The sequence below is a fragment of the Geminisphaera colitermitum TAV2 genome (genome assembly GCF_000171235.2).
Taxonomy (GTDB): domain Bacteria; phylum Verrucomicrobiota; class Verrucomicrobiia; order Opitutales; family Opitutaceae; genus Geminisphaera; species Geminisphaera colitermitum.
In genome coordinates this window covers 1-25,322 of the sequence record NZ_ABEA03000015.1, presented here as the reverse complement: position 1 = coordinate 25,322, position 25,322 = coordinate 1, and the positions used below count along the sequence as shown (strand labels likewise).

The window sequence follows — 25,322 nt, the reverse complement described above, 5'->3', positions numbered from 1 at the left end:
GGCCTTCGGTCCCGGCAGTTGCCAACTGTTGCCCCTCCCCCCCCCCCCCCCCCCTGCCACTTTCCGCTTCCCGCAGATGGGAAAAATGCATTCGCTGCTCAACGTGCGTCATTCCCAAGCCATTTCCGTCAAGCGCCAAGAGCGCACACCGATGCAGTCATTCCGAGGTGATAACGTTGCCAAGCCCGCCCATCCGCTGGAATTCAAGCTGCTCGTTGTCGCATGCCTTTACCTGTGCTTCCTGCCCTGGGCTCTCGGCACCATGTATATTTGGGGGCAGAGCATCGCGTTCGGACTGGCGGTTGCGGCCATCACCCTGGCCCTCTGGAAACGGCGCTACAATGCCGACATCTCGCCCACCGGCTCGGCCTTTACCCTCGTCATCTGGCCCCGGCTACTGCGCTTCCCCATCTTCTGGATCGGACTGGGGTTTCTCATCTACATCCTCATCGGAGCCCTCAACCCCGCCTTCTCCTACATGCGCGACGAACGCGGCTGGTGGATGGAACCCGCCTCCCCCATCAGCTGGCTGCCCGCATCGGTGGATGCTCCGTTTGGCGACATCAACCCCTGGCGTGTACTCCTCATTTACAGCGGCATCTGGCTGATGGCCTGCGCGGTCTGGATCGGCATCACGCGACGCTCCGTCCTCGTCGCATTGCTGAGCGTCGTGGTCGTCAATGGCTCCGTCCTCGCCGTGCTCGGCATCCTGCAACGCGTGACCGAAGCCAAAAAAATCCTCTGGCTCATCAACATCAAACCCGGTCTCACCCCGATCGCCACAATCCTCTATAAAAATCACGGCGGTGCCTTCTTCAACCTGATCCTCGTCGCAGCCTGCGTCTTGATGGTGTGGCACTACCTGCGCGCCTCGCGTCGGCTCAAGCGCACCAGTCCCTCCCCTGTTTTCGCCTTCTGCGCGGTTCTCTGCGGACTCCTCGCCTTTCTCTCCAACTCCCGCGCCGCCGCCCTGCTCCTCATCGGCTTCATCCTTGTCTTCGTGATCGGGGCCATCATCTGGGGCATCGCCGGCAAGACCGAAGCACCCAACCGTGCCGTCGGTGTGCTGATCGTGGTGTGCTTCCTTGTGTTCATCGGCGTCTCGGCCAAATACCTCAACATCGAGAGTTCTCTCCAGCGTATCGAACGACTCTTCAAGCAGGATAACAACATGTCCGTCCAGTCCCGTGTCACCGCCACCAAGGCCACCCTGGACATGGCAGAGGACAACTTGATCTATGGCACCGGCGCGGGCAGTTTCCGGCACATGTTTCCCATCTACCAGCGCCAGTACCCGGAAATCTACACCATCGGAAACCCCAAACGCCCCCGTTACCTGCGCTGGGAGTATGCGCACAACGACTACGCGCAAGGCCTGGCCGAACTCGGCATCGTCGGCCTGCTCTTCCCTGCCGCCATGCTCGGCTACTGGGGAGTGTCCTACGTGCGCAACGACATCATCCGGCGCATCCCCATGCTCGTCGGCGTGCTTGGGCTCGTGATGACGATGATCCACTCGTGGGTTGATTTTCAGATGCACAACCCCGCCATTCTCGGCACCTGGTGCCTGTTGTGGGTGATCTACGGACGCTGGATGGAACTCGAACCGAGCGAATAACAGCATCCTGCGCCCTTGCGCGCACGTGGCCCGATTCTGCTAAACGGGAGCCGAGAAATGAAGGCATCTCGCAACCCTCGCCGGCTATGATGACGTGCATGTCCACCCGTTCTGTCACCACCCGCCGCCCAAACCGCGTCGCCTCCCCGCGTCCCGCCGATCTCCGATGCGAATTGCTCGTCAACCCGCTCGGACTCGATGAAACCGCTCCGCGTTTTTCCTGGAAACTCAACGACTCCCGCATCGGTGCCCGCCAGACCGCGTATCAAATCCAAATCGCCGCCGCATCCGCCAACTCCACCACCACCGACACCACCCAACTACTCTGGGACTCCGGTCGCGTCGAGTCCGCCGACTCCCATCTAGTTCCCTACGCTGGCCCCGCGCTCTCTGCCCACACCCGTTACCACTGGAACCTGCGCATCTGGGATCACACCGGCGAACCCACCGCCATCGCCACCGCATGGTTTGAAACCGCTTTCCTCACCACCGACGAAACCGCGTGGCGCAACGTCGGTGCCCGCTGGATCAGCCTCGACCGCCCCGCGCCTACCGGCGACGAACTCGCTCCTTGCCCACACCTGCGCAAAACCTTCGCCCTCGCCACTGCCCCTCGCGAAGCCCGCCTCTACATCACCGCCCGCGGCCTCTACGAACCCTGGATCAACGGACAACGCATAGGCCGCGACGTCCTTGCCCCCGGCTGGACCTCCTACAACAACCGCATCGAATACCTCACCTACGACGTCACCACCGCCCTCCAAGCCGGAGACAACGCCATCGGTGCCATCCTTGCCGACGGCTGGTATGCCGGCAACCTCGGCTGGACCCAAGCCCCCAGACACCGCCAACACTGGGGCACAGAACCCGCCCTCCTCGCCGCCCTCCGCATCGTCAACGCCGACGGCACCGTGCAATGGATCGCAACCGACGCCACCTGGCGCGCTACCACCGGCCCCCTCCTCTTTTCCGACCTCTATCACGGCGAAACCTACGACGCCCGCCGCGAACTCTCCCGCTGGAGCGAAGCCACCCGCCTCGGCAACCTCACCCGCGGCTGGACACCCGTCGCCACACCCGAACTCAAACCTATCCAACTCAACTCCAAAAACACGCCCCCTGTCCGCCCCGTCGAAGAACTCCCCGTGCTCGCCCGCACCGAACCCGCGCCCAAACGCTACACCTACGACCTCGGTCAAAACATGGTCGGTGTAGTCCGCCTACGGATACGCGCCCCGCGCGGCACGAAAATCACCCTCCGCTACGCCGAAATGCTCCAAGCCGACGGCACTCTCTACACCGAAAACCTCCGCTCCGCCCGCGCCACCGACACCTACATCTGTCGCGGCGGCGGCGTGGAAGCCTACGAATCCCGTTTCACCTTTCACGGCTTCCGCTACGTCGAAATCACCGGACTCAAGTCCCCCCCCCCCCCCTCCGCGCTTACCGGCATCGTCTGGCACAGCGACATGCCCCGCACCGGCGACTTCACCTGCTCGCACCCCCTCATCAACCAACTCCAGTCCAACATCCGCTGGGGCCAGCGCGGCAACTTCCTCGACGTGCCCACCGACTGCCCGCAACGCGACGAACGCCTCGGCTGGACCGGCGACGCGCAGGTCTTCGCTCCCACCGCCGCCTTCAACTACGACGTATCCACTTTCTTCCGCAAATGGACCCGCGACCTCGCCGACGACCAAGACGCCCAAGGTGCCTATCCCGACGTCGCCCCCGACGTCCTCGCCTCCATGTATCCCGGACGCAAAAACGGCAACGCCGCCTGGGCCGACGCCGGTGTCATCTGCCCCTGGGTCATGTATCGCCATTTCGGAGATATCCGCATCCTTGAGGAAAACTATCCTGCCATGTCACGATGGATTGGATACCAGGAAAAAACCAGCGACGGTCTTCTCCGCCCCGACACCGCCTATGGCGACTGGCTTGCCCCCGATGTCACTCAACCCAGTTGGGCCGCCACGCCCTGCGACCTCATCGGCACCGCCTACTTTGCGCACACCACCGCACTCATGGTCCGCATTGCCCGTATCCTTAAAAAAGATACCGACGCCCGACGCTTCGATGCCTTGCACGCGAAAATCGTTCGCGCCTTCAACCGCGCCTACGTCACTGCCGACGCCCGCCTCGCCGGCGATTCGCAGACCGCCTACTTGCTGGCCCTCGCCTTCGACCTGTTCCCCGAAAAACTCCGTCCCCTCGCCATCAAACACCTGCGACGCTGCTTCGACCGACGCGCCCAGCACCTCTCCACCGGCTTTGTTGGAACGCCCTTGCTCGGCCCCGTGCTCACCGCCATCGGACACACCGACCTCGCCTACAACCTCCTCTTCAACGAAAGCTATCCCTCGTGGCTCTTCCCTGTCAAAAACGGCGCAACCACCATGTGGGAACGCTGGAACAGTTGGACACCCGACAAAGGCTTCGGCGAAGTCGGCATGAACTCCTTCAACCACTACGCGTACGGAGCCATTGGCGAATGGCTTTATTCGGTGGTTGCCGGCATTGCGCTCGACCCGGAGCACCCCGCTTATCGCGTCTTCCGCCTGCAACCGCATGTGGACAATCGGCTCACACATGCCTCCGCCACACTGGAGTCACCTTACGGACGCATCAGCTCCGCCTGGCGTCGCACCGGACGCAGTTTCCGCTGGGATGTGGAAATTCCCGCCAACACTCGCGCTCTCGTCCTCCCCCCCCTCCCCCCCGGCGCGACGCTCGACGCCGTGCAGATCGACGGACGCCCTTGGACACAACATCCCGGCGCCAGCACCGCATCAGACACTGGCACCGACGCCCGTCCCACCATCGCGCTCGTCGCGGGTCGCTACCGGATCACCCTCGAAACCGGAGGGCGGGTCTCCTGACCCGCCAGACGCGGCGCAGCCGCGCCCATCCGTCCGATTTCAGAAGTGCGAGGCTCGCGCTCACGCGCGAACCTCGTCGGCGGGTCAGGAGACCCGCCCTCCTTATTTCCGCCACGACTTCTTGCCGATCGACTTTGGATAAGCGCCGCGAGCCTTCCCTTTTGCGGACGGCTTGCTGGCAAAGGCCTTTTTGTAATCACCCGAACGCAAGGCCGTGATCTGGTCGCGCAACACGGCGGCACGCTCAAACTCCAGTTGCGACGACGCCAAGGTCATCTCGTCCTCAAGCTCCGCAATCACCGCGCTCACATCTCCGTCACCCTCGGCCACCATCGACACATTGGCGTCGTCGGTGTCGCGCACACCACTGCCGTCATACACATGCAAACTCGACTGCTGGGCACGCTTCACACTGCGCGGCGTGATGCCGTGCTCGGCATTGTAAGCGAGCTGCTTTTCGCGACGCACACGCGTTACCTCCAGCGTCCGACGAATCGAATCGGTGATGTTGTCCGCGTAAAAAATCACCCGACCCTTTTCGTGACGCGCGGCGCGTCCGGCGGTCTGAATCAATGAGGTTTCGCTGCGCAAAAAACCCTCCTTGTCCGCATCCAAAATCGCCACGAGCGCGACCTCCGGCAAATCGAGTCCCTCGCGCAACAAATTGATGCCAACGAGCACGTCGAAATTGCCCTGTCGCAAATTGCGCAAGATCTCCACGCGCTCAATCGCGTCGATGTCGCTGTGCAAATACTCGACGCGAATCTTCGACTCGCGCAGGAACGCTGTCAGGTCTTCCGACAAACGTTTGGTCAAGGTCGTGACCAGCACACGCTCGCCCGCCTCCACAGCGCGACGCGCTTCGGCGATCAAGTTTTCGACCTGTCCCTTGGTCGTGCGGATGTCGATTCCGGGATCGAGCAATCCGGTCGGGCGTATCACCTGTTCCGCTACAACGGTGGATTTTTCCAATTCGTATTTTGCGGGCGTGGCCGACACGTAGAGCGTTTGTCCGGTGATCGACACAAACTCGGCGAACGATTGCGGACGGTTGTCGAGCGCCGAGGGCAAGCGGAAACCGAAACTCACCAGATTTTGTTTTCGCGCTTGGTCGCCGTTGTACATGCCTCCGATCTGGGGCACGGTGGCGTGACTCTCGTCGATCATGAGCAGAAAATCCTTGAGGAAAAAATCCACGAGGCAAATGGGACGGTCACCGGCGGCGCGTCCGGCGAGGTGACGCGAGTAGTTTTCGATGCCGTTGCAGAAGCCCATTTCCTGCAACATTTCCAAGTCGTAGTTGGTGCGCATGCGGATGCGTTGCGCTTCCAGATATTTGCCTTCGCGCTCGAAGAAGGCCACGCGTTCGTCGAGTTCGGTGCGGATGGCGCTGAGCGCGGCGTCGAGTTTGTCCTTCGATGTGACGTATTGGTTGGCAGGATACAGATCGAATTGTTCCAGCGCGCGAATGACGTTGCCCGTGAGCGGGTCAAACTCGCTCATGGCTTCGATTTCGTCGCCCCAAAATTCGACGCGCAGACCTTGTTCGAGGTAGGCGGGCATGATGTCCACCACGTCGCCGCGCACGCGAAAGGCGCCGCGCTTGAGGTCGTAGTCGTTGCGTTCGTAGAGATTTTCCACGAGGCGCGTGAGCAGGACGTTGCGACCAAAGGCGTCGCCGCGCCGGAGTTGGATGCGCATGGCCTGAAAATCTTCGGGCGAGCCGAGGCCGTAGATGCAGGAGACGGAGGCAACGACGATTACGTCGCGTCGTGACACGAGCGAGCTGGCGGCGGAGATGCGCAGGCGTTCGATCTCCTCGTTGATGGACGAGTCTTTTTCAATGTAGGTGTCGCTCGCTGCGATGTAGGCCTCGGGTTGGTAGTAGTCGTAGTAGGAAACGAAATACTCGACGGCGTTGTCGGGGAAAAAGTTTTTGAACTCCGAGTAAAGCTGTGCCGCCAGTGTTTTGTTGTGCGAGATGATGAGCGTGGGTCGGTCGCAGCGGGCGATGACGTTGGCCATGGTGAACGTCTTGCCCGAGCCGGTGACGCCGAGGAGGGTCTGGTGTTTGTTGCCCGCCTGGATCGAGTTTACCAGGGCTTCGATCGCCTGCGGCTGATCGCCCGTCGGCTGGTAGTCGGCGTGGAGTTTGAAGAGCATGATAAAGTGGCGCGGGCGTCTCGCCCGCTTCTTCAACACAGAATGCGGGCGGGACGCCCGCGCCACTTATTTCTGTCAGCTTATTTCTGTCAGTTGCCGAGGCGGGCGCGGGCGGCTTCGTAGGTCGGCATCAGGCTGGGGGCGAGGCGTTGCAGATTGGAAATGCGGTCGGCGTTGGAGGGGTGGGTGGAGAGGATCGGCAAGGGTTCCTGACCGGCGCTTTGGGCGGCCATTTTTTGCCAGAAGGTGACAGCTGCGCGCGGGTCGTAACCGGCGTTGGCGGCGTAACGGAGGCCCACTTCGTCGGCCTCGGTCTCGTGTTTGCGCGAGTAGGGGAGCATGATGGCGAGTTGCGAGCCGGTGTCGTAGGCTTGCGCGTAGAGTGCCTGATATTGGCTGTTCTGTGTGCCGAGCGCGAGGGCGACGCCGCCGAGTTGCGCAACCATCTGCTGCGACATGCGCTCGCCGCCGTGACGGCAGGAAACGTGGGCGATCTCGTGTCCCATTACGGTTGCGATTTCGTCGTCGCTGGAGGCCAGTTTGATGAGGCCGGTGTAAACGCCGACTTTGCCGCCGGGGAGCGCGAAGGCGTTCACGGTGGGCGAGTCAAATACGACAAATTCCCACTGCGCGTTGGGCAGGTCGCGTCCAACGGCGGCGGCGATGCGTTTGCCGATTTTTTGGATGCGGGCGTTGGTCGCGGCGTTGGTGGAGATTTTTTCCTCTTTCTTGATCTGGTCGAAGGACTGAATGCCCATCTTCGCCTCCTCGTCAGCCGAGGTGAGCAGGAGTTGTTTGCGTCCGGTATCCTGCACCGTGGCGCAACCGGTGATGAACAACCCAAGGCCCAGCACAGGGGCGAGGAGCAGGATGCGGAACGAAGTTGTAATAAAATTGCGTTTCATAAACCGGGCAAAATTGCCAGGCGGCCTGTTGCGCGCAAGCCGGGAAACAAAACCGGGAAGGAGCGACCGCTCAGCGGTTGGAATAGTAGGCGTTGATCTTGTCGGCTACGTCGCGGAAGCCGATGTCTTCGCTGTATATCAGCTTGAACTCGGTGATGGCGTCGTCCGTGCGGCCCATCGATTCGTAACACTCGGCAAGTTGATAAATGACGTCCTTCTTGAGGTCGTCCATGATGCTCAATTCGCCCTTCGCAATCTGGAACTGCGCAATGGCCAGATCGAACATGCGGCGGGCTTTCAAGGATTTGCCCATGCCGGCCAGGGCATGAATGCGCACCTTGGGATTTTTCTGCGCCTGCTGGTAGTTGGCGATGGCGTCTTCGTAGTCGCCTGCCTCGTAGTAAAGATTGGCGAGGTTGAAGCGCGCGGCGTAGTCGTTGGGATAGTGTTCGCAGTAGTCTTGCGCTTCTTTGAGGCGGAATTGCGAGAGAGTGGTCTTCGCCGTCTCAAGCGCGGACTTCGCAGCCTCGTCATCGGGAGTGGCTTCAACGACTTGCTCGGCTTCGCGCACGGTTTTTTCCAACAGCTCAATCTCAAGCTCGGTGGCGAGTTTCTCAAACGAGGCGTCCGCGGCGGCGGCGGGAATCTGCACGGTCTTGCGCACCCATTCGAGCGCGGAGGCGGAATCGCCGAGGCGGCGATAACCGTCGATGATGGCGCGAAGGTGGTTGAGGTTTTCCGGCTCGGCGGCGTGACGCGCCTTGGCCTCTTCGACGAGGCGTTCCGTCATTTCGCTGGAGGTGATGACCTTGGACGCCTGTTCGAGCGAGACGGCTTGTTTTTCGTCGCGGAGTTTTTCGCGGAACGAGGTTTTGTTTTCCCATTTGCCCTTGTCCATCGTCTGCGCGACGGAGGCGCGGCGCATCAGGGCGAGGGCTTCGCCGTCCTGCGGTTTGTGGCGGAGGAGTTCGTCGGCCACCTTGAGGGCTTCGATTGGTTTTTTGGCGGCGAGGAACATCTCCGCCAGCGTGACAAGGGTTTTGTGGTTTTTGGGCTGGAGGTCGCGGATGCATTCCCAGGCAAAGGCGGCCGTCTCATGGAGGCCGATCGCCGTGGCGGCATCGGCCATCTGTTTCAGGGCACCGGTATTGGTCGGGTCGGCAATGAGCATCCGCTCCGCGTTTTCCAACACCTTGACAGGATCTTTCTTACTGGCGAACAGGAAGCCCACCTGGGTCATGGAGCCAAGGGCTTTGACGACGGCTTTGTTCTTCGTTTCGAGACCTCTCATCAACGCGATGCGCTGGAGTCGGCGGACGGGCAGGCAGCCGGGCGCGTTTTTGAGGACCTGCGAGCAAAGCTCGACAACGTAGTCGAAATTGCCGCGCTGGAGAGCGATCTGGGCATTCTCGACTTGTTTCTGAAGTCGTGGATCGAGGGATTGAACGGGGATCTCTTGCATAGGGGAGAAAAGGAGAAACAAACCGCTACTGGCGAAGCGGGTCAACGTTGATGTCTGCGATTGTTGGCAATTATCGGCAATTATTGCTTAATTTTTCACGAAGCATCGCTCGCACGCATGGGTTGGAGGGATTCGCCTTTGATGCGGATGCCGGTGAGTTTTTTCACGACAAGATCCACGTGCTCGTCTGCGATATCGGCCAGCGTGTGGCGTTGGTGGATGTCGATCGCACCGACCACGGCGGCAGGCAGGCGGGTAACGCCAGCGACTTTGCCCACGAGATCGGCGGGGGTGATGAGTTGTTTGCGTCCAACATTGAAGAACACCGGCGTGAATCCGGGTTCGCGGCCCGTGCGGGCGGCGCGTTCGAATTTCGCTTTTTTGGGACGCGAGGAGCCGGCGTCGGCGCGGGCATCGTCAGCAAAATCGTCACCTGCGGGGAGTTCGCCCTGCGTGTAGTCTGGGATGTCGGCTTCGCGGGGTGGTTTTGAACGCGATGCGGAACGTGCGGGTCGGGCAGAGGCGGCGGGGGCCGAAGGCTCGGGAAAGGCAGGAGAGGCGGGAGAGGCGGGAGGTGCGGGAGGAGGCGCGAAACGGGCGGAAGATTTAGCAGGAACAGTCGATGGAGCGGGTTTATCCCCCCCCCCCCCCCCCTGCATCAAGTGCAGCAGCGCGGCAATGATGTCGGTGCTGGGATAACCTTGTTCAAGAAGGCGGTCGATGAAGCGGTCTTGCGGACGGAATTTTTTGGCGTCGAGCGTGGCGCGTAGTTTTTCGAAGAATACGTTTTCGCGCGCCTCTTCCACTTGGTCGAGCGAGGGAACGCGTTCGCGGCGGATGTCGAGTCGCGCAAAGCGCACCATGCTTTGGAGTTTCCAGAGTTCGCGTCCGGAAACGAAAGTGAATGCCTTGCCCTTGCGTCCGGCGCGGCCGGTGCGGCCAATGCGGTGAGTGTAGTCCTCGGCGTCGTTGGGGAGGTCGAAATTGAAAACGACTTCGAGGTCGTCGACGTCGAGCCCGCGCGCGGCAACGTCGGTGGCGATGAGAAATTCGAAACCGCGACGTTTGAATTTTTCCATGGTGCGCGTGCGTTGCGCTTGCGTGATGTCGCCGTGCAGGCGGTCGCACGCGTAGCCGCGGGCGTGGAGGTTTTCGTCGAGTTCATCGACCATGATTTTGGTCGAACAGAAAATGATGCCGTAGCGAAAATCGTTGAGGTCGATGAGGCGCGTGAGGACTTCGAGTTTGGAGCGGCGATCAACTTCAAAATAAACTTGGTCCACCTGCGGCGCGCTTTGCATCTGGGTTTCGATTTTGACCCAGGCGGGGTTGGGGATGAAGCGGCTGATCATGTCGCGAATTTCGCGCGGCATGGTAGCGGAGAAGAAGAGCGACTGGCGCTGTTCGGGCACGGATTTGAGGATGTGCTCGATGTCGTCGCGAAAGCCCATGTCGAGCATGCGGTCGCATTCGTCGAGGATGACCATGCTGAGTTTGTCGAGCTTGAGGGTGCCGCGTTCCATGTGGTCCATGACGCGTCCGGGGGTGCCGATGACGACTTGCGCTCCGGCGGCGAGGGCGCGGAATTGGCGTTCGTAGGATTGGCCGCCGTAGATGGGCACTTCCATGACACCGCGTTTGAAGCTGGCGAGTTTGTTGACTTCCTCGGCGACTTGCACGGCGAGTTCGCGCGTGGGGCAAAGGATGAGGACTTGCACGGCCTTGAGTTTGGTGTCCACGCGTTCGATGGCGGGGAGGGCGAAGGCCGCGGTTTTGCCCGAACCGGTGGAGGATTGGCCGACTACGTCGCTTCCGGCGAGCAGCAGCGGGATGACGGCGGCTTGAATGGGCGAGGCTTCTTCAAAACCCATTTTATCGACGGCTTTCAAGAGTTCCGGCGACAACCCGAGTTCGGCAAATTTGCGTGTTTCCATGCGCCACCGTGGACGATTGCGCAGAAAATGAAGAGGAGAAAAATCAGGCAGGCAGGCGGGAGTAGCGAGTAGCGGGTAGTGAGTAGTGGGACGGCGGACGGCGGACGGCGGGGAGGGGGGGGGGGGGGAGACGGAGGACGGGAATTACACTTTGGGGAATTTCGTCCACTTGGCGCTGGCGCGGGAACTTTTGACGGCAGTCTCGATGAACGCCATGCCGCGCACACCATCGTCAATCGTCGGGAAATCGTAGCTGGCGGCAGATGTTTTGCGTTTGTGTGCAAAAACTTCGTCGGCGATGGCTGCGGCTGCGGAGCGATACACGTTGGCAAAAGCCTCGATGAACGCCTCCGGGTGTCCAAACGGCAGACGCGTGGCGGCCTGCGCTGCGGCGCTCAGGTAACTGTTGCCGCGACGCAAGATTTGCACGGGGCGATCCGTCGTTTTGACGACGAGTTCGTTGGGGTCTTCTTGATGCCATTCGAGCGAGGCCTTGGTTCCGTAAACGCGAATGTTGAGGTTATTTTCGTCTCCGTTGGAAATCTGCGACGCGTACAAAATCCCTCGCGCCCCGCCTTTGAAGCGCAGCAGGCAATTGCCGTCGTCGTCGAGCGTGCCGCCAGACGCGAATGCGGTGAGGTCGGCGCACACCGCGTCGATGTCGAGTCCCGTGATGTAGTGCGCGAGGTTGGCCGCGTGCGTACCGATATCTCCGATACAATTGGATGCGCCTGCCACGGCGGGATTGGCGCGCCAGCCTGAGATTTTCGCCTTTTTCGCGTCGGTCTGAGGCACATCAACATTCCCGATGGCGTAACCTTGCGGATACTCGACCACGATTTTGAGGATGCGTCCGAGGTCGCCCGCAAGCACCTTGGCGCGGGCTTCTTTTACCATCGGATAACCGGTGTAATTATGCGTGAGAGCAAAAATTTTTCCGGAGCGGCGAACGAGTTCGCGGAGTTTGCGCGCCTCGGCGAGATTGAAGGTGACGGGCTTTTCGCAAATGACGTTGAACCCCGCCTTCAAGAAGGCTGAGGCGATGGCGAAGTGCGTGTTGTTGCGCGTGACGATGCTGACAAAATCCAGTCGCTCGCCTGCTGGTCGCGCCGCTTCCTGCCGCGCCATCTCCGTGAAATCCGCGTAAACGCGCGTTGGATCGAGATGCAGATCCGCGCCCGATTCGCGGGATTTTGTTGGGTCGGCGGAAAAGCAACCGGCAACGAGTTCGATGTGGCCATCGAGCGCCGCCGCCATGCGATGGACCGCGCCGATAAATGCGCCGCGTCCGCCACCGATCATGCCATAACGTAGTTTGCGTGGGAGTTTCATGGAATTGTGCAGGTCAGGGTTTTGCTTTGGGAAGCTGGCAAAGAATCTCCCGAAAAGAACCAAACACGCCCAAACCTGTCGATCCTCAGTTACGGGCTTCGGTTGCGGGCGTTGCCGGATATGGCAACCGGTGATCGGTAATCGCGCGCGATTGGCCATTTTCAGCCCACAGCCTGCGGCGTTGCCTGCGCGCACAAATCCTGCTTTCTCGGCGGACATGTTTACTCCCGGCACCTTCGCTCCTCCGTCCTCACCACGCGCCACGCGCGTCCTGCTGCTCGGTTCGGGCGAACTGGGCAAAGAAGTCGTTATCGAACTCCAACGCCTCGGCTGCGAAGTAATCGCGTGCGACCGCTACGCCGGCGCGCCCGCCATGCAAGTCGCGCACCGCCACCATGTGTTTTCCATGACCGACGGAGCCGCGCTGCGCCGCGTGGTGGCGGAGGAAAAACCCGACCTCATCGTTCCCGAAATCGAAGCCATTGCCACCGACGTGCTCGTCGAACTCGAAGCCGCCGGGCAACGCGTCATCCCGACCGCACGTGCCGCACGCCTGACGATGAACCGCGAAGGCATCCGGCGACTCGTTGCCGAGGAACTGAAATTGCCAACTTCGCCCTACCGTTTTGTCGGCACCGAAACCGAAGCGCTGGCAGCGGGCAGGGAACTCGGTTTCCCCTGCGTGTTGAAACCGCTGATGTCGTCGAGCGGACACGGCCAGAGCGTCGTCAAGACGGCGGCGGACATGCCGACGGCGTGGAAATATGCGCAGGAAGGCGCGCGCGCTGGCGCGGGGCGTTGCATCGTGGAGGGTTTTGTAAAATTCGACTACGAAATCACCGTGCTCACGGTGTCGGCGGTCAACGGCATCCAATGCTGCCTGCCCGTCGGCCATGTGCAGATCGACGGCGACTACCGCGAGAGCTGGCAGCCGTGCCCGATGTCGGACGCGGCGTGGGCGGAGGCTCAACGCATCGCCAAAACGGTGGTCGGCAATCTCGGCGGCCACGGAATTTTCGGCGTGGAGTGCTTCGTGTGCGGCGACGAGGTGATTTTCAGCGAAGTGAGCCCGCGTCCGCACGACACGGGACTGGTGACAATCGGAAGTCAGGCGCTGACGGAATTTGCGCTGCACGCCCGCGCGATCCTCGGCCTGCCGGTGCCGCCGATCAAGTTGCTGCGTCCGGCGCACAGCGTGGCGCTTCTTGGCTACGGCAACGGCGTGCCGACCGTGTCCGGCGTGGCGGAGGCGCTGGCTGTACCGGAAAGTCAAATACGCATTTTCGGCAAACCGGAGTGCCACCACCACCGCCGTCTGGGCGTCGCCGTGGCGAGCGGCGACACGCCCGAGGAAGCTCGTGACCGTGCGCGCGCCGTGGCCGCGGCGGTAAAGATCACGGTGGGATAAAACGTAAGACCTTGGAGCAATTTCATGTGGAGTGGGCGATCAATCGCCGCACTCCATGGGCGGCATGGCGGATTACGGCCTGGTTTTGTGCCAGATCTAAAACGATCTTTCAACTTACATAACATCAAACACGCCAATAACTAAAATAGAAAATAATCACAAATAAAATCCTTTTGACACTTTTTGCAGACTTGTGAGCGGCCAATGACTGGCGTTTGAATATCGGACTCTTTTTTCCATGCAGGCCGTTGCAACCATCGTAAACCGTATGCTGGCAATGCCGGGCGTCGCAGCCTGGCGGCTGGAGCAAAGCGCGGTGGTGTTTTCCCTCAAAACATTCACGGCGGCCATGCTCGCGCTCTGGATCGCGTTCCGGCTCGACCTGCCGCAGCCGGGCTGGGCCTTGATGACAGTGTACATCGTGTCACAACCGTTTTCCGGCATGGTGCTGTCCAAGTCGCTGGCCCGCGTGACGGGGACCATCGTGGGGGCGTCGATGTCGGTGGTGTTGGTGGCATTGTTTTACGATGCCCGTGAGATTTTTGTGGTGTCGATGGCCGTGTGGATCGGCGCATGCCTGTATGCCTCGGTTTGGTTGCGCGACGCGCCCGCGGCCTATGGGGCAATGCTGGCGGGTTACACGGCGGCGCTGGTCGGTTTTCAGGCAGTGCTGGCCCCATCGACGGCGTTTGATGCGGCGGTGGGGCGGTGTCTGGAAATAACACTGGCCATCATCTGCGCGACGTTGATGAGCAGGCTGGTGCTGCCCCGCCGCACGGGGCAGGTGTTGCTTGACCGGGTGAGGACATGCACGAGGGATACACGTGTTTGGATAATGGATACATTGCAGGGGAGGTTTGATGATGCGCGCGGGCTGGCCGATTTGAGAAATCTGATCGCGGACAATCTTTCTCTGGAGTCAGTGCGTGTGCATGCGGCGCGCGACACGACTGAGATTCGGCGGGCGGACGTCGTGGTGCGTCGAATACAGCGCCGGTTGCTGTCCTTGTCGGCGCTGCTGATCTCGGTGCATGATCGGATGTCGCTGCTCCGCCGGGAGCGTCCGGAGTCCCTGGAAGCCCTGATGCCTCTGCTCCAGAGGGCGGCGGCACACATTGGCGCGATGACGGAAGGGCAGGAGGAGGCGAATGCAGGTCTGGTGGACGATTTGAGGGCGGCGGCGCCAGGGTTTGAGGACATGCGCCAGGACCATGGACGCGTGGCGGAGTATAATTTGTTGCTGCGCGTGCGCGATTTGCTGGTGGGTTGGGCGGAGGTGCCCGGGCTGGTTGCGGCATTGGAAGCGGGGCGGACGGAGAGCAAAATGGCCGCTACTGTCATTGAAGAGGACGACGAGACGCCGGAACCTTACCGGGATCATATCCTCGCGGCGGTTTCGGCATTCGTTGCGGTGACGGGCATACTGGCGACGAGTGCGTTTTGGATTGTGACGGGGTGGGATCAGGGGGCATCTGCGGTGAGTTTGTGCGGGGTGGTGTCGTGCATCATGGCGGTGCAGGATAATCCGGTGCGGGCGGGCGGGATTTTTCTGAAAATGACGGTGCTCTCCGCCGTGGTTGCGACGGTTTATCTGTTTGTGATTTTTCCCAATATCGACGGGTTCCCCCTGCTGGTGGCGTCGCTCGCGGTGTTTTTTATTCCGGGCGGAGTTTTTATGATGAAGCCACGGTTTGCACGGTATGCGACCCCGCTGTGCCTGCACGTTTTCGCGCTGCTGGGCATGGCGAATAATTTGGCCCCACATTTCGATGTGTTCTTCAACTCTACCCTTGCGTTGCTGACGGGTCTGGGGGCAGGCGTGCTGGCGCTCGCCCTCCTGCGCCCCACGGGGGCGGCGTGGGCGGTGCGACGATTGCTGACGGGCATGATGCGCGATGTGGCGTTGGTTGCGCTGGAAGAGGAGTCACGCGTGCGTTTCGAGAGCAGGATGCTCGACCGGATCGGGGGCTTGCGTTCACGACTGGACATAGCACGCGCCGATGACCGGGAAACGTTGCAGGGGGCGCTGGCGACGCTGCGCATCGGACTGAATTGCGTAGCGTTGCAGCGGCTGCGCGCATCCATGCCGAAGGACGTGGGGGCGCACGTGCGCCGGGCGCTCAAGGCAACCGCCGCTCATTTTCGCAACCTGTCGCGTCATCCGGAAAATCCGCTGGAGATCACACCGCTGCCGTTGATCGACAAGGCATTGGGCGCGGTGCTGGACGCGGGGCGGGATTCTCATCCGGAGGCGTTGCGCACGCTGGCGGCATTGTGCGGACTGCAGGCGACGCTGAAGGAGCATCCGCAGTTTTTCCGCCTGCCCCAAACCACCGCGAAAGCAGCCGAAGAGTGAACCGGCAAAAGATGAGTCATATCATGATAATAAAAGAGATCAGCGTGCATGGAGTTTATCTGTCACCGATATTAGGATACATGCTGGCGGCGGCGCTGCTATGGCTGCCGCTGCGCAGGGGGCTGGAGTGGCTGCGCTTTTACCGGCTGGCGTGGCATCCGCCGCTGTTCAACACCGCCCTCTATGTGCTGCTGCTGGCGGGCCTTGTTTTGCTGACGTTCTGACAAACCTTTGTTTCCAACCCAACTCAAACCATGTTGAAAAAAATCCTTACGATGAGCGCGCGCGTTTCCGTCACCCTGCTGGTGGTGGCGCTGGCAGTGTTTCTGGGCTGGCGCTTCTGGCGTCACTACATGGAGAGTCCGTGGACGCGCGATGGTCGGGTGCGGGCGATGATCGTTGCCGTGGCCCCCGATGTGTCGGGCGTAATCACGGAGTTGCGCGTGCGCGACAACCAGCAGGTGCGCAAGGGCGACACGCTGTTTGTGATCGACTCCGCGCGCTATCAACTCGCGGTCAGTCAGGCCGAGGCAGCCGTGGCGATGCGACGCGCCGACATGGAGCAGCGCCACCGCGAACTGGAGCGCCGCCGCCAGCTTGTCTCCGTGTCGGTGATAACGCAGGAAGCGCTGGAGCAGGCCGAAAGCGGGGACACCTCCGCCGCGGCTGCGCTCAAGGAGGCGCTGGTCGCCCTCGATCTGGCCCGGCTCAATCTGGAGCGCACTCAGGTGCGCTCGCCGGTCAACGGGCATGTGGCCAATCTGCAAATCGACCTCGGCGACTATGCATCGGCGGGCAAGTCGATGCTGGCGGTGGTAAACAGCGACTCGTATTACGTTGCCGGATACTTCGAGGAGACCAAAATCCGGCACATCCGCGAAGGCGCTCCGGTGAGCATCCGTCTGATGGGACACCCGCAGGAGTTGCGCGGCCGCGTGGAGAGCATCGCCCCGGCGGTGGCCGACCGCGAGAACTCGCCGGGAACCGACCTTGTGGCCAACGTCAACCCGACATTTTCCTGGGTGCGCCTCGCCCAGCGAATCCCGGTGCGGGTGAGCATCGACCGGATGCCCGACGGCATGCGTATCCACGCAGGTATGACTGCAACCGTGGTGGTTGAGGGAAACGAACAGGGAAAGGGGAGTTTATGATTATCGACACGCACACGCATCTCGAAACCTTCCACCGCCACGGCACGCTGCCCGATGCGCTTGCCCGCGCGCGCAACGCCGGACTCGCCTCCATGATTACCATCGGCACCGCCTCCGACGACTGGAGCCTCTACCGCGACATCGCCCGCCAGCATCCCGGCTTCGTCCACTACAGCGTGGGCCTGCATCCTTGTTCCGTTGCGGAAAATTGGGCCGACGAAGTCGCGCAAATCGAGGCGTATTGGATCGGAGCGGGCGGGACGCCCGCGCCACTTCGCCCCCCCCCCCCCCCGCCGCCCCGTTGCGCTCGGCGAATGCGGGCTCGACCGCTTTCACCTTCCCAAAAACGACCCCGCCGCCGCTGCGCGCATCTTTGCCTGGCAACGCGAAGCCTTCACCGCGCAACTCGCCATCGCGCGCCGCCTCGCGTGTCCGCTCATCGTTCACTCGCGCGGCGCGTTTGCCGAATGCGTTGCCATGATCGACGACGCCGGCATCCCGTGGGAGCGCGTCGTGTTTCACTGTTTCACCGAAGGACCGGCGGAGATGAGCGAGCTGTTGCGACGCGGCGGCTACGGCTCTTTCACCGGAGTGCTCACCTACAAAAATGCCGAGTCCGTTCGCGAAGCCGCGCGTGTGCAGGGGCTGGCGCGACTCATGATCGAGACCGATGCGCCTTACCTCACGCCCATGCCCCACCGCGGCAAACCCAACGAACCCGCCTACTTGCGCCACACCGCCGAATTCGCCGCGGCGGAAGTGTTTGGCGTGCCGTATACCGAGTTCGCCGCGACCACCACGGCCAACGCGCAGAGGTTCTTTTTTAATTAAAACAAAACTTCACTCCACACGCCAAACGCCAGACAGTGTTGTCCTATTATGTCCGCCACCACACGCAAACCCGTTCTTCTCGTCATCCGCGACGGCTGGGGCCGCAATCCCCACCCGGAGCAGGCCAAAACCAACGCCGTCAACCTGGCAAAAAAGCCCGCCGACGACATGCTCCACGCCACCTATCCGTATGCGCTCGTCAAAGCCTCCGGACTCGACGTCGGCCTGCCCGACGGCATCATGGGCAACAGCGAAGTCGGCCACGAAAACATCGGCGCAGGCCGCATCGTTGACCAGGAACTCGTCCGCCTCAACAAACTGTTCTCCGAGAAAAAACTCGCCGCCAACCCCGTGTGGCTCGCCGCCATCGCACGCGTCAAACAAAACCCCTCTGCCAAGCTCCATCTCATGGGCATCGTATCCGACGCTGGGGTACACGGCATGCTCGAACATCTCTACGGCCTTCTCGCCCAGGCCAAGGCCGACGGCGTGCCCGCCGACCGCGTCTTCATCCACGCCTTCACCGACGGGCGCGACACCCCGCCCAGCAGCGGCATCGGTTACGTGCGACAGGTTGACGCCAAGTGCCGCGAACTCGGCATCGGCAGGATCGCCAGCGTGTGCGGACGCTTCTGGGTCATGGACCGCGACAACCGCTGGGAGCGCGTATCCAAAGCCTACGACATGCTCACCGGCAAACGCGCCGAGGCCACCGCGCCCGACGCCGCCACCGCCATCCAGAGCTACTACGACCATCCCACGAGCGACACGCAGAAGGGTGACGAATTCGTTGCCCCCACCTGGATCGTCAATGCCGACGCCACCGGCGCGACGCCAAAACCCCTCGCCACCTTTGCCGACGGCGACTCTGTATTGTTTTACAACTACCGCGGCGACCGCCCGCGCGAGATCACCAAAGCCTTCGTCATTGATGATTTCAAAGGCTTCGATCGCGGCAAAAAACTCGATCTCTACTACGCCACGATGACCGAATACGAAGCGGGCCTGCCGGTGAACGTCATTTCGCCCAAGCCCGAGAAGCTCAAAAACATCCTCGGCCAGGTCGTGTCCGACGCCGGCATCGCGCAATTCCGCTGCGCCGAGACGGAGAAGAACCCGCACGTGACCTTCTTCTTTAACAACTACCGCGGCGAACCCTTCCCCGGCGAAGACCGCGCCTGTCCCGCCAGTCCGAAGGTGCCCACCTACGACATGCAGCCGGAAATGTCCGCCGCCGAGGTGACGCGTCTCTCCAAGGAGGCGATCCTTTCCGGAAAATACGGCTTCATCGCCGTCAACTACGCCAACCCCGACATGGTGGGCCACACCGGTTCGCTGCCCGCCGCGATCAAGGCCTGCGAAGCGACCGACGCCGGCGTCGGCGAATTGCTTGCCGCGATCAAGCAGATGGGCGGCAAGGCCGTTGTCTGCGCCGACCACGGCAACTGCGAGCAGATGTGGGACGAGACGGTCAACGGTCCCCACACCGCGCACACGCTCAACCTCGTTGAAGTGTTCACCGTGGGCGAGGGTTTGAAGGCCGGTGTCACCAAGATGCGCGAAGGCGGTCGCCTGGCCGACATTGCCCCCACGATCCTCGATCTCATGGGCCTGCCCAAGCCCGCCGAAATGACCGGCGAGAGCTTGATCCTCCGTTAACGGCTGATGTTATGCGGCGTCCTTGACGGAGCGGCGGCTTTCAACCGCCGGAGCCGGCGAGTCGCAACGCGCCTCGTTTGAAGTGGCGCGGGCGTCTCGCCCGCTGTAGGGGCGTCGCTTGCGACGCCCGCGCACGCCATTCGATGCCACGTCCTGCATACGCGGGCTTCGCAAGCGAAGCCCCTACGCGTGATGCGGGCGTCTCGCCCGCATCCGACGGCGGATTAGCAGGAAAACCGCCGCTCCTTCTCGCAAACACCCGCTCAATTCGGCCACACGCTGGCCTGCGAGCACTGCCCAAGCTGCCCCGCGGAGACCAGCATCGAGCGCCCCGTTTCTGTATCCAGAATATGGAGCGAACGCTTGTTGGCCGACCTCTGCGTATAGATCAGATGCCGCCCGTCGGCCAGCCACGACGGCTCCACGGCGTCATTCGGAGCCTTCGACACCACGGCAGCCGAACGCGTGCTCATGTCATAGACAGCGATCTGAAACCCGCTCCCGATGCGCACCGTGAAGGCGATCTTGTTGGGATTGGCCCGGCTCCAGTCCGGCTCCGCGCAGTAACGACTCAGATTGGTCGGCAGACGCGATGCGCCGCCGCCCGCCGTGGACATCACATAAAGCTGCGGCCCGCCCGCGGCGTCGGACGTAAACACCAGTTGAGACCCGTCCGGCGAGAAACACGGCGAGGCCTCGACCGACGCCGTGCGCGTCAACCGCCGCACCCCCCGTCCCTGCGAATCACTGATGTAAAGCTCCGGGTTGCCCTCACCCGAAAGCACCATGGCGATTTGCGCGCCGTTCGGACTGTAACGCGCACCCGTGTTGGTGCCCTTGAAGCTCACCAGCGTGCTGCGCTGGAGCGTGTTCAGGTCCATTTTGAAGATGTCGGGAAAACCGCGCCGGAAGTAACTCGTGTAGATGATGCCCTGCCCATCCGGCGACCAGCGCGGCGACACCGCCAGCGCATTATCGTGCGTGATCTGGCGAATTTCCCCCGCAAACAAATCGCTCGTGTAAACCTCCGGCTTGCCCGAACGCTCGCTGATAAACGCCAGCCGCGTGTTAAAATAGCCATTGAGACCGCTCGTGGCTTTCACCGCCACGTCCGCCGCCGCGAGCAATGCGCTCCGCGCACTTGTGCCCGCCACCACCTGCGAAACCACTGGCGTCGCCTCTGCCCCGCGCGTCACCGACACCTGCACCTGATTCCCGCCCACGGCGGTAAACCGGACATCGAAACCACCCGAGGCCACGCGCCGGTAACGTCCGTGCGAATCAAACGCCACCTTCGCCAGATTATCCAAGTCCGCGCTCGTGGCCGACACCCGCACCGGGATCGTCTTGCCATCTCCCGTCACCGTGATGTCCCCCAAATCACGCTGCTGCGCCCTCGCGCCCGCCGTGAAAACCACGCCCGCCAGACTCACGGCGAACACGGTGATTAAGGAAAACAGATTACGACTGCGACTGTGGAAACAGAAAGGGTTCATGGAAATGACGAATTACAAATGACCAATTACGAATGATCCAAACCACCGCTTGCGCCACATCAATTTGTAATTCGTAAGGAAACTCCTAAAAATACGTTTTTGAACAGCAAAGTCGCCAAGGCGCAAAGGAAGAAAAATTCCAGATTGTTTATCAATTAACCAACTACAAATGAGAGATAAAATTCAAAACGCTTTACTCTGATCTTTGCGGCTTTGCGTCTTCGCTGTTTTCTTCAACTTTTAGAACCTCCCTTAATTTGTAATCCGCAATTCGACATGACACCCGACGCACTCAAGGAACATCTCAAACAGGTAAAATATCCCGGCTTCAGCCGCGACATCGTGTCCTTCGGCCTCGTCCGGGGCGCCGCCCTCGTTGATGGCACGGCCAAGGTCTCGCTCGCCCTCACCACCTCCGATCCCAAAGTGCCGCTCCACCTCAAGGCCGAAGTCGAAAAATGCCTGCGTGCCCTCCCCGAAGTGCGCGACGTCATCATCGACGTCGCCGTCACTCCCACCCGCCCCCCCCCCCCCCCCGTCCACGGTGCCGGTGCCACTGCTGCGCAAGGCGGAGCCTCCACCATCCGGCACGCCGTCGCCATCGCCTCCGGCAAAGGCGGCGTCGGCAAAAGCACCTTTGCCGTCAACCTCGCCTGCGCCGCCGCGCGCCTCCTCGCCGCCCGTGGACGCCCCGCGCGCGTCGGCCTCATGGACTGCGACATCTACGGCCCCAGCGTCCCCCTCATGATCGGCCTCGAAGGCCGCCCCTTCATCGAAGGCGACCTCATCATCCCGATGGAAAAGCACGGCGTGAAAGTCATGAGCATGGGCTTCCTCGTGGACGACAACACCCCCGTCGTCTGGCGCGGCCCCATGATTATGAAGACCGTCCAGCAATTCGTGCAAAACGTGAAATGGGGCGAACTCGACCTCCTCCTCGTTGACCTCCCCCCCGGCACGGGCGACGCGCAACTCTCCCTCGTGCAAACCCTCCCCCTCGACGGCGCCGTGCTCGTCACCACGCCCCAGACCGCCGCCACGCACATCGCGCGCAAAGGCGGCCTCATGTTCCAGAAAGTCAACGTGCCGCTCCTCGGCGTCGTGGAAAATATGAGTTACTTTGTCGATCCCGCCGGCCAGCGCCATTACCTCTTTGGACAAGGCGGCGGCGCCACCACCGCTGACGCCCTTGGCGCCCCTCTCCTCGGCGAAGTCCCCCTCATCCCCGAAATCCGTGCCGGAGGCGACGCGGGCGAGCCTGTCGCCATCACCGCGCCGGACTCACTCGCCGGACTCACCTTCACCGAAATCGCCGACACCCTCCTCGCCCGCCTCGCCCAAAAACCCGGCGCGGTGCCCCCCGCCGGATAAAATACATTCCCAAGGCACGCTCCCTCAATCCCGCGGCAACCGGATCGTCACCCGCAGACCCGCCGCGGCTCCGCCCCCGGCTTGCGCCGCACCCTTCGAACGATTCGCCAGCAAAATATCCCCGCCATGCGAACGCACGATGGTCCGCGCAATCGCCAGCCCCAGCCCCACGCCGCCCGTCGAACGATTCCGCGAAACCTCCAGCCGCACAAACGGCGCGAACACCCGCTCCCGGTCCGCCTCCGCGATGCCCGGCCCATCGTCCTCCACCACGATCTCCAGCCACTCCCCCGCCTCCCCGCCGCCCGCCGCCGCCGGCGTCACCAGCCGCACCCGCGCTCGGTCGCCATAGCGTATCGCATTTTCAATGACATTGCGCAACGCCCTCCGCAGCGCATCCGGACGGCACCGCCACGGCGCCCGCCCCCCGTCGGAAAACGACACATCCCAGCCCAGCGCCGCCAGATCGTCGCACAAACTCTCCAGCAACGCATCCAGATCGATTGTCCGCGTCGGCTCCATCGCCGCCTCCTCGCGCGCAAACGCCAGCGTCGCCTCCGTCATCGCCTTCATCTCGTCGAGCGTGGCGATCAACCTCTCGCGCGTCTCCGCATCCTCCACAAACTCCGCCCGCAACCGCAACGACGTGATCGGCGTCCGCAAATCGTGACTGATCGCCGCCATCATCTGCGTGCGATCCTCCACAAACCTCCGAATCCGCAACTGCATCCGGTTGAACGCCGCCGCCGTCCGCCGGATATCCTCCGCCCCCTCCTCCGGCAGCAACGCCACCTCCTCGCCCCGTCCCAGACGCTCCGCCGACTCCGTCAACCGCCGCAACGGACGCCCCACCCGCCGCGCCGCCAGCACCGACACCAGCGACAGCAGCACCGCCGTCACGATGAACCACACATGGTAAAGCGGCGGCGAATCCGCCTTCGCCCACGGCTTCGCATACACCGAGTTCAACCAAAGCCCGTCCCGCACCTCCAGCGCCAGGCCGAACCCGTTCCACGTATCCAGTCTCAACATACGCGCCCGCCGTTCCCCCGGCCAGTCGCCCGGCCCCAGTTCCTCCCACCTCAACGCCGCGTCCACCTCCACCGCGCCCCGGTCCGCCACCCGTCCCGTTCCCTCCCACGCCGCCACCAGTTGATCGCCCGCCGCCCGCTGCCACTCCGCCGCGCTCCCCGGCCCCGTATCCGAAATCCAATACCGGCCCACCGTCGTGTTCGCCGCCCGCAAAATCTCCCGATGCAACGCCACCGGTGTCGTGTCCAGCAACCGCGCCGCCGACGCCGTCCTCAGCAAAAACTCATCCCGCTGCACCGCCCGCACCGTGTGCGCCCGCTCGCGCCGGTTGATCCAAAGAAAAACCACCTGCGACAACACCAGCGCCGCCAGCATCAATGCCATCCACTGCCCCGTCAGGCTGCGCATCCAGAACGGACGACGACAGCAACGACGCTCCCTCCCCCCCCCCCTCTCTCGACACCAACTTCGCGCCCGCGCTCATTCCACCACCACCTTTCCGGTAAAACAGTATCCATCCCCCCAATGCGTGCGGATCAACTCCGGCGACTTCGGATCCCGCTCCACCTTGCGCCGCAGCCGGCTGATCTGGCTGTCGATACTCCGGTCCCACACACTCGCAGCCCGCCCCGCCGTAAGGTCCAGCAACTGATCCCGGCTCAAAACCATGCCCGGACGCTCCAGCAGCACGCACAACAACCGAAACTCCGCCGTGCTCAACGGCACCGCCACCCCGTCCCCCCCCGTCACCTCGCGCCGGTTCACATCCAGCACCCAATCCCCAAACCTCACCCGCTCCGCCTGCAACGCCGCCCGCTGCGCCGGCAGCGCCTGCGTCCGCCGCAGCACCGCCCTGATCCGGGCCAGCAACTCCCGCGGATTAAACGGCTTCACCAAATAATCATCGCCCCCCATCTCCAGCCCCACGATCCGGTCCGTATCCTCCGCCATCGCCGTCAGGAAAATCACCGGCAAATGCGGCGACGACGCCCGGATGTCCCGGCACAACGCCAGCCCATCCTCGCCCGGCATCATGATGTCGAGCACCAGCAAATCCGGCGCGCTCCGCTCCAGCAGACGCCGAAACGCCGCCGCGCTCTCCGCCGCCGACACCCGGTAGCCATGCTGTTCCAGATAACGCCCCACCAATTCACGAATGTCGCGGTGATCATCAACGACGGCGATGTGGGGCGAAGATTCCATGGACGGTTTCATGCAACATGCACGCAACCTGCGAAAGTCGCGCGGATAAAATTGTGGCAAAGTATGTCATCCCCCCGCGACGCAACACCTCGCCACAAAAAACAATCCAACCGTCACACATTTGTCACCTGCCCGTGCTACCATTCACATCTGCCACATGTTCCGCCGCCACGCCATCGCCACGCTCCACACCTCAACCCTCCTCCTCTTCCTCGCCCTCATCCTCTCCGCGTGCGCCGTCGGACCCGATTACCAAAAACCCACCCCACCCACCCCCGCCGCCTACGCCGAAACCGGCCCGTGGAAAACCGCCGCCCCCCGCGACCACCTCCCCAAAGGCGACTGGTGGACCCTCTACCACGACCCCACCCTCAACCGACTCGCCGCCCAAGCCACCGCCGCCAGCCCCACCCTCCACGCCGCCATCGCCCGCCGCGACCAGGCCCGCGCCATCGCCGGACTCGAACGCGCCGTTCTCTATCCGCAACTCGCCGTCAACGCCGAGGCCGAACGCGCCCG

The 25,322-nt window shown here is 62.4% G+C and carries 19 protein-coding genes and 2 pseudogenes; 11 read left to right on the top strand and 10 right to left on the bottom strand.

All coding sequences use genetic code 11. From position 1 onward, the window contains the following. Window positions 1-28 precede the first annotated feature (28 nt). On the top strand, window positions 29-1,618 hold the full coding sequence (locus OBACDRAFT_RS02475) for an O-antigen ligase family protein (RefSeq protein WP_232766581.1): 1,590 nt from the start codon (window positions 29-31) through the stop codon (window positions 1,616-1,618). Between the two features lie 98 nt (window positions 1,619-1,716). After that, window positions 1,717-4,500 carry an alpha-L-rhamnosidase gene (locus OBACDRAFT_RS02470; protein WP_043582527.1) on the top strand — a complete coding sequence of 928 codons (2,784 nt, stop codon included), beginning with the start codon at window positions 1,717-1,719 and terminating at the stop codon, window positions 4,498-4,500. Window positions 4,501-4,602: 102 nt separating this feature from the next. On the opposite strand, the gene uvrB is transcribed toward OBACDRAFT_RS02470, so the two are convergent. The 6 genes from uvrB to OBACDRAFT_RS02445 all read right to left on the bottom strand — a co-directional run bounded on the left by uvrB (window position 4,603) and on the right by OBACDRAFT_RS02445 (window position 12,296). Continuing rightward, window positions 4,603-6,663 carry an excinuclease ABC subunit UvrB gene (gene uvrB, locus OBACDRAFT_RS02465; RefSeq protein ID WP_043582526.1) on the bottom strand — a complete coding sequence of 687 codons (2,061 nt, stop codon included), beginning with the start codon at window positions 6,661-6,663 and terminating at the stop codon, window positions 4,603-4,605. Between the two features lie 89 nt (window positions 6,664-6,752). Beyond that, window positions 6,753-7,568 carry a M48 family metalloprotease gene (locus tag OBACDRAFT_RS02460; RefSeq protein ID WP_043582525.1) on the bottom strand — a complete coding sequence of 272 codons (816 nt, stop codon included), beginning with the start codon at window positions 7,566-7,568 and terminating at the stop codon, window positions 6,753-6,755. Between the two features lie 70 nt (window positions 7,569-7,638). Beyond that, on the bottom strand, window positions 7,639-9,030 hold the full coding sequence (locus tag OBACDRAFT_RS02455; RefSeq protein WP_043582524.1) for a tetratricopeptide repeat protein: 1,392 nt from the start codon (window positions 9,028-9,030) through the stop codon (window positions 7,639-7,641). A gap of 95 nt (window positions 9,031-9,125) precedes the next feature. After that, a complete protein-coding gene (locus OBACDRAFT_RS02450; protein ID WP_043582523.1) occupies window positions 9,126-10,964 on the bottom strand; it encodes a DEAD/DEAH box helicase in 1,839 nt (612 codons plus the stop codon). A 43-nt stretch (window positions 10,965-11,007) separates the two neighbouring features. Beyond that, window positions 11,008-11,133 carry a hypothetical protein gene (locus OBACDRAFT_RS30470; RefSeq protein ID WP_269799046.1) on the bottom strand — a complete coding sequence of 42 codons (126 nt, stop codon included), beginning with the start codon at window positions 11,131-11,133 and terminating at the stop codon, window positions 11,008-11,010. After that, on the bottom strand, window positions 11,109-12,296 hold the full coding sequence (locus tag OBACDRAFT_RS02445; RefSeq protein WP_043582522.1) for a Gfo/Idh/MocA family protein: 1,188 nt from the start codon (window positions 12,294-12,296) through the stop codon (window positions 11,109-11,111). Before OBACDRAFT_RS02445 ends, OBACDRAFT_RS30470 begins: the two co-directional genes overlap by 25 nt. A 217-nt stretch (window positions 12,297-12,513) precedes the next feature. Between OBACDRAFT_RS02445 and purT the strand changes: the two genes are divergently transcribed. The 7 genes and pseudogenes from purT to gpmI all read left to right on the top strand — a co-directional run bounded on the left by purT (window position 12,514) and on the right by gpmI (window position 19,701). After that, entirely contained in the window at window positions 12,514-13,704 is a 1,191-nt protein-coding gene (gene purT / locus OBACDRAFT_RS02440; RefSeq protein WP_043582521.1) for a formate-dependent phosphoribosylglycinamide formyltransferase, read from the top strand. 238 nt (window positions 13,705-13,942) lie between these two features. Beyond that, entirely contained in the window at window positions 13,943-16,060 is a 2,118-nt protein-coding gene (locus OBACDRAFT_RS02435; RefSeq protein ID WP_052360898.1) for an FUSC family protein, read from the top strand. A gap of 23 nt (window positions 16,061-16,083) precedes the next feature. Then, window positions 16,084-16,284: a DUF1656 domain-containing protein gene (locus OBACDRAFT_RS02430; protein WP_043582543.1), complete on the top strand. Its 201-nt coding sequence runs from the start codon at window positions 16,084-16,086 to the stop codon at window positions 16,282-16,284. Between the two features lie 30 nt (window positions 16,285-16,314). Then, window positions 16,315-17,211 (top strand): efflux RND transporter periplasmic adaptor subunit, encoded by an 897-nt coding sequence (locus OBACDRAFT_RS02425; RefSeq protein WP_043582520.1) that lies wholly within the window; start codon window positions 16,315-16,317, stop codon window positions 17,209-17,211. Continuing rightward, window positions 17,208-17,390, top strand: a pseudogene (locus OBACDRAFT_RS30465) (TatD family hydrolase); the annotation flags it as partial. The gene OBACDRAFT_RS02425 and the pseudogene OBACDRAFT_RS30465, both read left to right, overlap by 4 nt. A gap of 19 nt (window positions 17,391-17,409) precedes the next feature. Next, the gene (locus tag OBACDRAFT_RS24845) at window positions 17,410-18,042 is read left to right on the top strand and encodes a TatD family hydrolase (protein ID WP_269799045.1); all 633 of its coding nucleotides are present in this window, start codon (window positions 17,410-17,412) and stop codon (window positions 18,040-18,042) included. Between the two features lie 48 nt (window positions 18,043-18,090). Then, window positions 18,091-19,701: a 2,3-bisphosphoglycerate-independent phosphoglycerate mutase gene (gene gpmI / locus OBACDRAFT_RS02415; RefSeq protein WP_043582519.1), complete on the top strand. Its 1,611-nt coding sequence runs from the start codon at window positions 18,091-18,093 to the stop codon at window positions 19,699-19,701. A 9-nt stretch (window positions 19,702-19,710) separates the two neighbouring features. Here the strand turns inward: gpmI and OBACDRAFT_RS27815 are convergent, their stop codons facing one another. Both OBACDRAFT_RS27815 and OBACDRAFT_RS02410 read right to left on the bottom strand, forming a co-directional pair. Continuing rightward, window positions 19,711-19,875, bottom strand: a complete 165-nt coding sequence (locus OBACDRAFT_RS27815) for a hypothetical protein (RefSeq protein ID WP_157836885.1) — start codon at window positions 19,873-19,875, stop codon at window positions 19,711-19,713. A gap of 89 nt (window positions 19,876-19,964) precedes the next feature. After that, window positions 19,965-21,197 carry a PD40 domain-containing protein gene (locus OBACDRAFT_RS02410; RefSeq protein WP_052360896.1) on the bottom strand — a complete coding sequence of 411 codons (1,233 nt, stop codon included), beginning with the start codon at window positions 21,195-21,197 and terminating at the stop codon, window positions 19,965-19,967. 276 nt (window positions 21,198-21,473) lie between these two features. Between OBACDRAFT_RS02410 and OBACDRAFT_RS02405 the strand changes: the two genes are divergently transcribed. Next, the gene (locus OBACDRAFT_RS02405; protein ID WP_043582518.1) at window positions 21,474-22,568 is read left to right on the top strand and encodes an Mrp/NBP35 family ATP-binding protein; all 1,095 of its coding nucleotides are present in this window, start codon (window positions 21,474-21,476) and stop codon (window positions 22,566-22,568) included. 24 nt (window positions 22,569-22,592) lie between these two features. On the opposite strand, the gene OBACDRAFT_RS30460 is transcribed toward OBACDRAFT_RS02405, so the two are convergent. Together OBACDRAFT_RS30460 and OBACDRAFT_RS02395 are read right to left on the bottom strand one after the other, a co-directional pair. Further along, window positions 22,593-24,008, bottom strand: a complete 1,416-nt coding sequence (locus OBACDRAFT_RS30460) for an ATP-binding protein (protein WP_043582517.1) — start codon at window positions 24,006-24,008, stop codon at window positions 22,593-22,595. Between the two features lie 72 nt (window positions 24,009-24,080). Then, window positions 24,081-24,803 carry a response regulator gene (locus OBACDRAFT_RS02395; protein ID WP_043582540.1) on the bottom strand — a complete coding sequence of 241 codons (723 nt, stop codon included), beginning with the start codon at window positions 24,801-24,803 and terminating at the stop codon, window positions 24,081-24,083. Window positions 24,804-24,960: 157 nt separating this feature from the next. Here OBACDRAFT_RS02395 and OBACDRAFT_RS02390 point away from each other — a divergent pair. Continuing rightward, window positions 24,961-25,322: pseudogene (locus tag OBACDRAFT_RS02390) on the top strand (efflux transporter outer membrane subunit); the annotation flags it as partial.

Coding starts and splice junctions, on each gene's coding strand:
- OBACDRAFT_RS02410 (WP_052360896.1), bottom strand. CDS start 21,197: ATGAACCCTTTCTGTTTCCACAGTCGCAGTCGTAATCTGTTTTCCTTA.
- OBACDRAFT_RS02430 (WP_043582543.1), top strand. CDS start 16,084: ATGATAATAAAAGAGATCAGCGTGCATGGAGTTTATCTGTCACCGATA.
- OBACDRAFT_RS02395 (WP_043582540.1), bottom strand. CDS start 24,803: ATGGAATCTTCGCCCCACATCGCCGTCGTTGATGATCACCGCGACATT.
- gpmI (WP_043582519.1), top strand. CDS start 18,091: ATGTCCGCCACCACACGCAAACCCGTTCTTCTCGTCATCCGCGACGGC.
- OBACDRAFT_RS02425 (WP_043582520.1), top strand. CDS start 16,315: ATGTTGAAAAAAATCCTTACGATGAGCGCGCGCGTTTCCGTCACCCTG.
- OBACDRAFT_RS02470 (WP_043582527.1), top strand. CDS start 1,717: ATGTCCACCCGTTCTGTCACCACCCGCCGCCCAAACCGCGTCGCCTCC.
- purT (WP_043582521.1), top strand. CDS start 12,514: ATGTTTACTCCCGGCACCTTCGCTCCTCCGTCCTCACCACGCGCCACG.
- OBACDRAFT_RS02435 (WP_052360898.1), top strand. CDS start 13,943: ATGCAGGCCGTTGCAACCATCGTAAACCGTATGCTGGCAATGCCGGGC.
- OBACDRAFT_RS02450 (WP_043582523.1), bottom strand. CDS start 10,964: ATGGAAACACGCAAATTTGCCGAACTCGGGTTGTCGCCGGAACTCTTG.
- OBACDRAFT_RS30460 (WP_043582517.1), bottom strand. CDS start 24,008: ATGCGCAGCCTGACGGGGCAGTGGATGGCATTGATGCTGGCGGCGCTG.
- OBACDRAFT_RS02445 (WP_043582522.1), bottom strand. CDS start 12,296: ATGAAACTCCCACGCAAACTACGTTATGGCATGATCGGTGGCGGACGC.
- uvrB (WP_043582526.1), bottom strand. CDS start 6,663: ATGCTCTTCAAACTCCACGCCGACTACCAGCCGACGGGCGATCAGCCG.
- OBACDRAFT_RS02460 (WP_043582525.1), bottom strand. CDS start 7,568: ATGAAACGCAATTTTATTACAACTTCGTTCCGCATCCTGCTCCTCGCC.
- OBACDRAFT_RS02455 (WP_043582524.1), bottom strand. CDS start 9,030: ATGCAAGAGATCCCCGTTCAATCCCTCGATCCACGACTTCAGAAACAA.
- OBACDRAFT_RS02405 (WP_043582518.1), top strand. CDS start 21,474: ATGACACCCGACGCACTCAAGGAACATCTCAAACAGGTAAAATATCCC.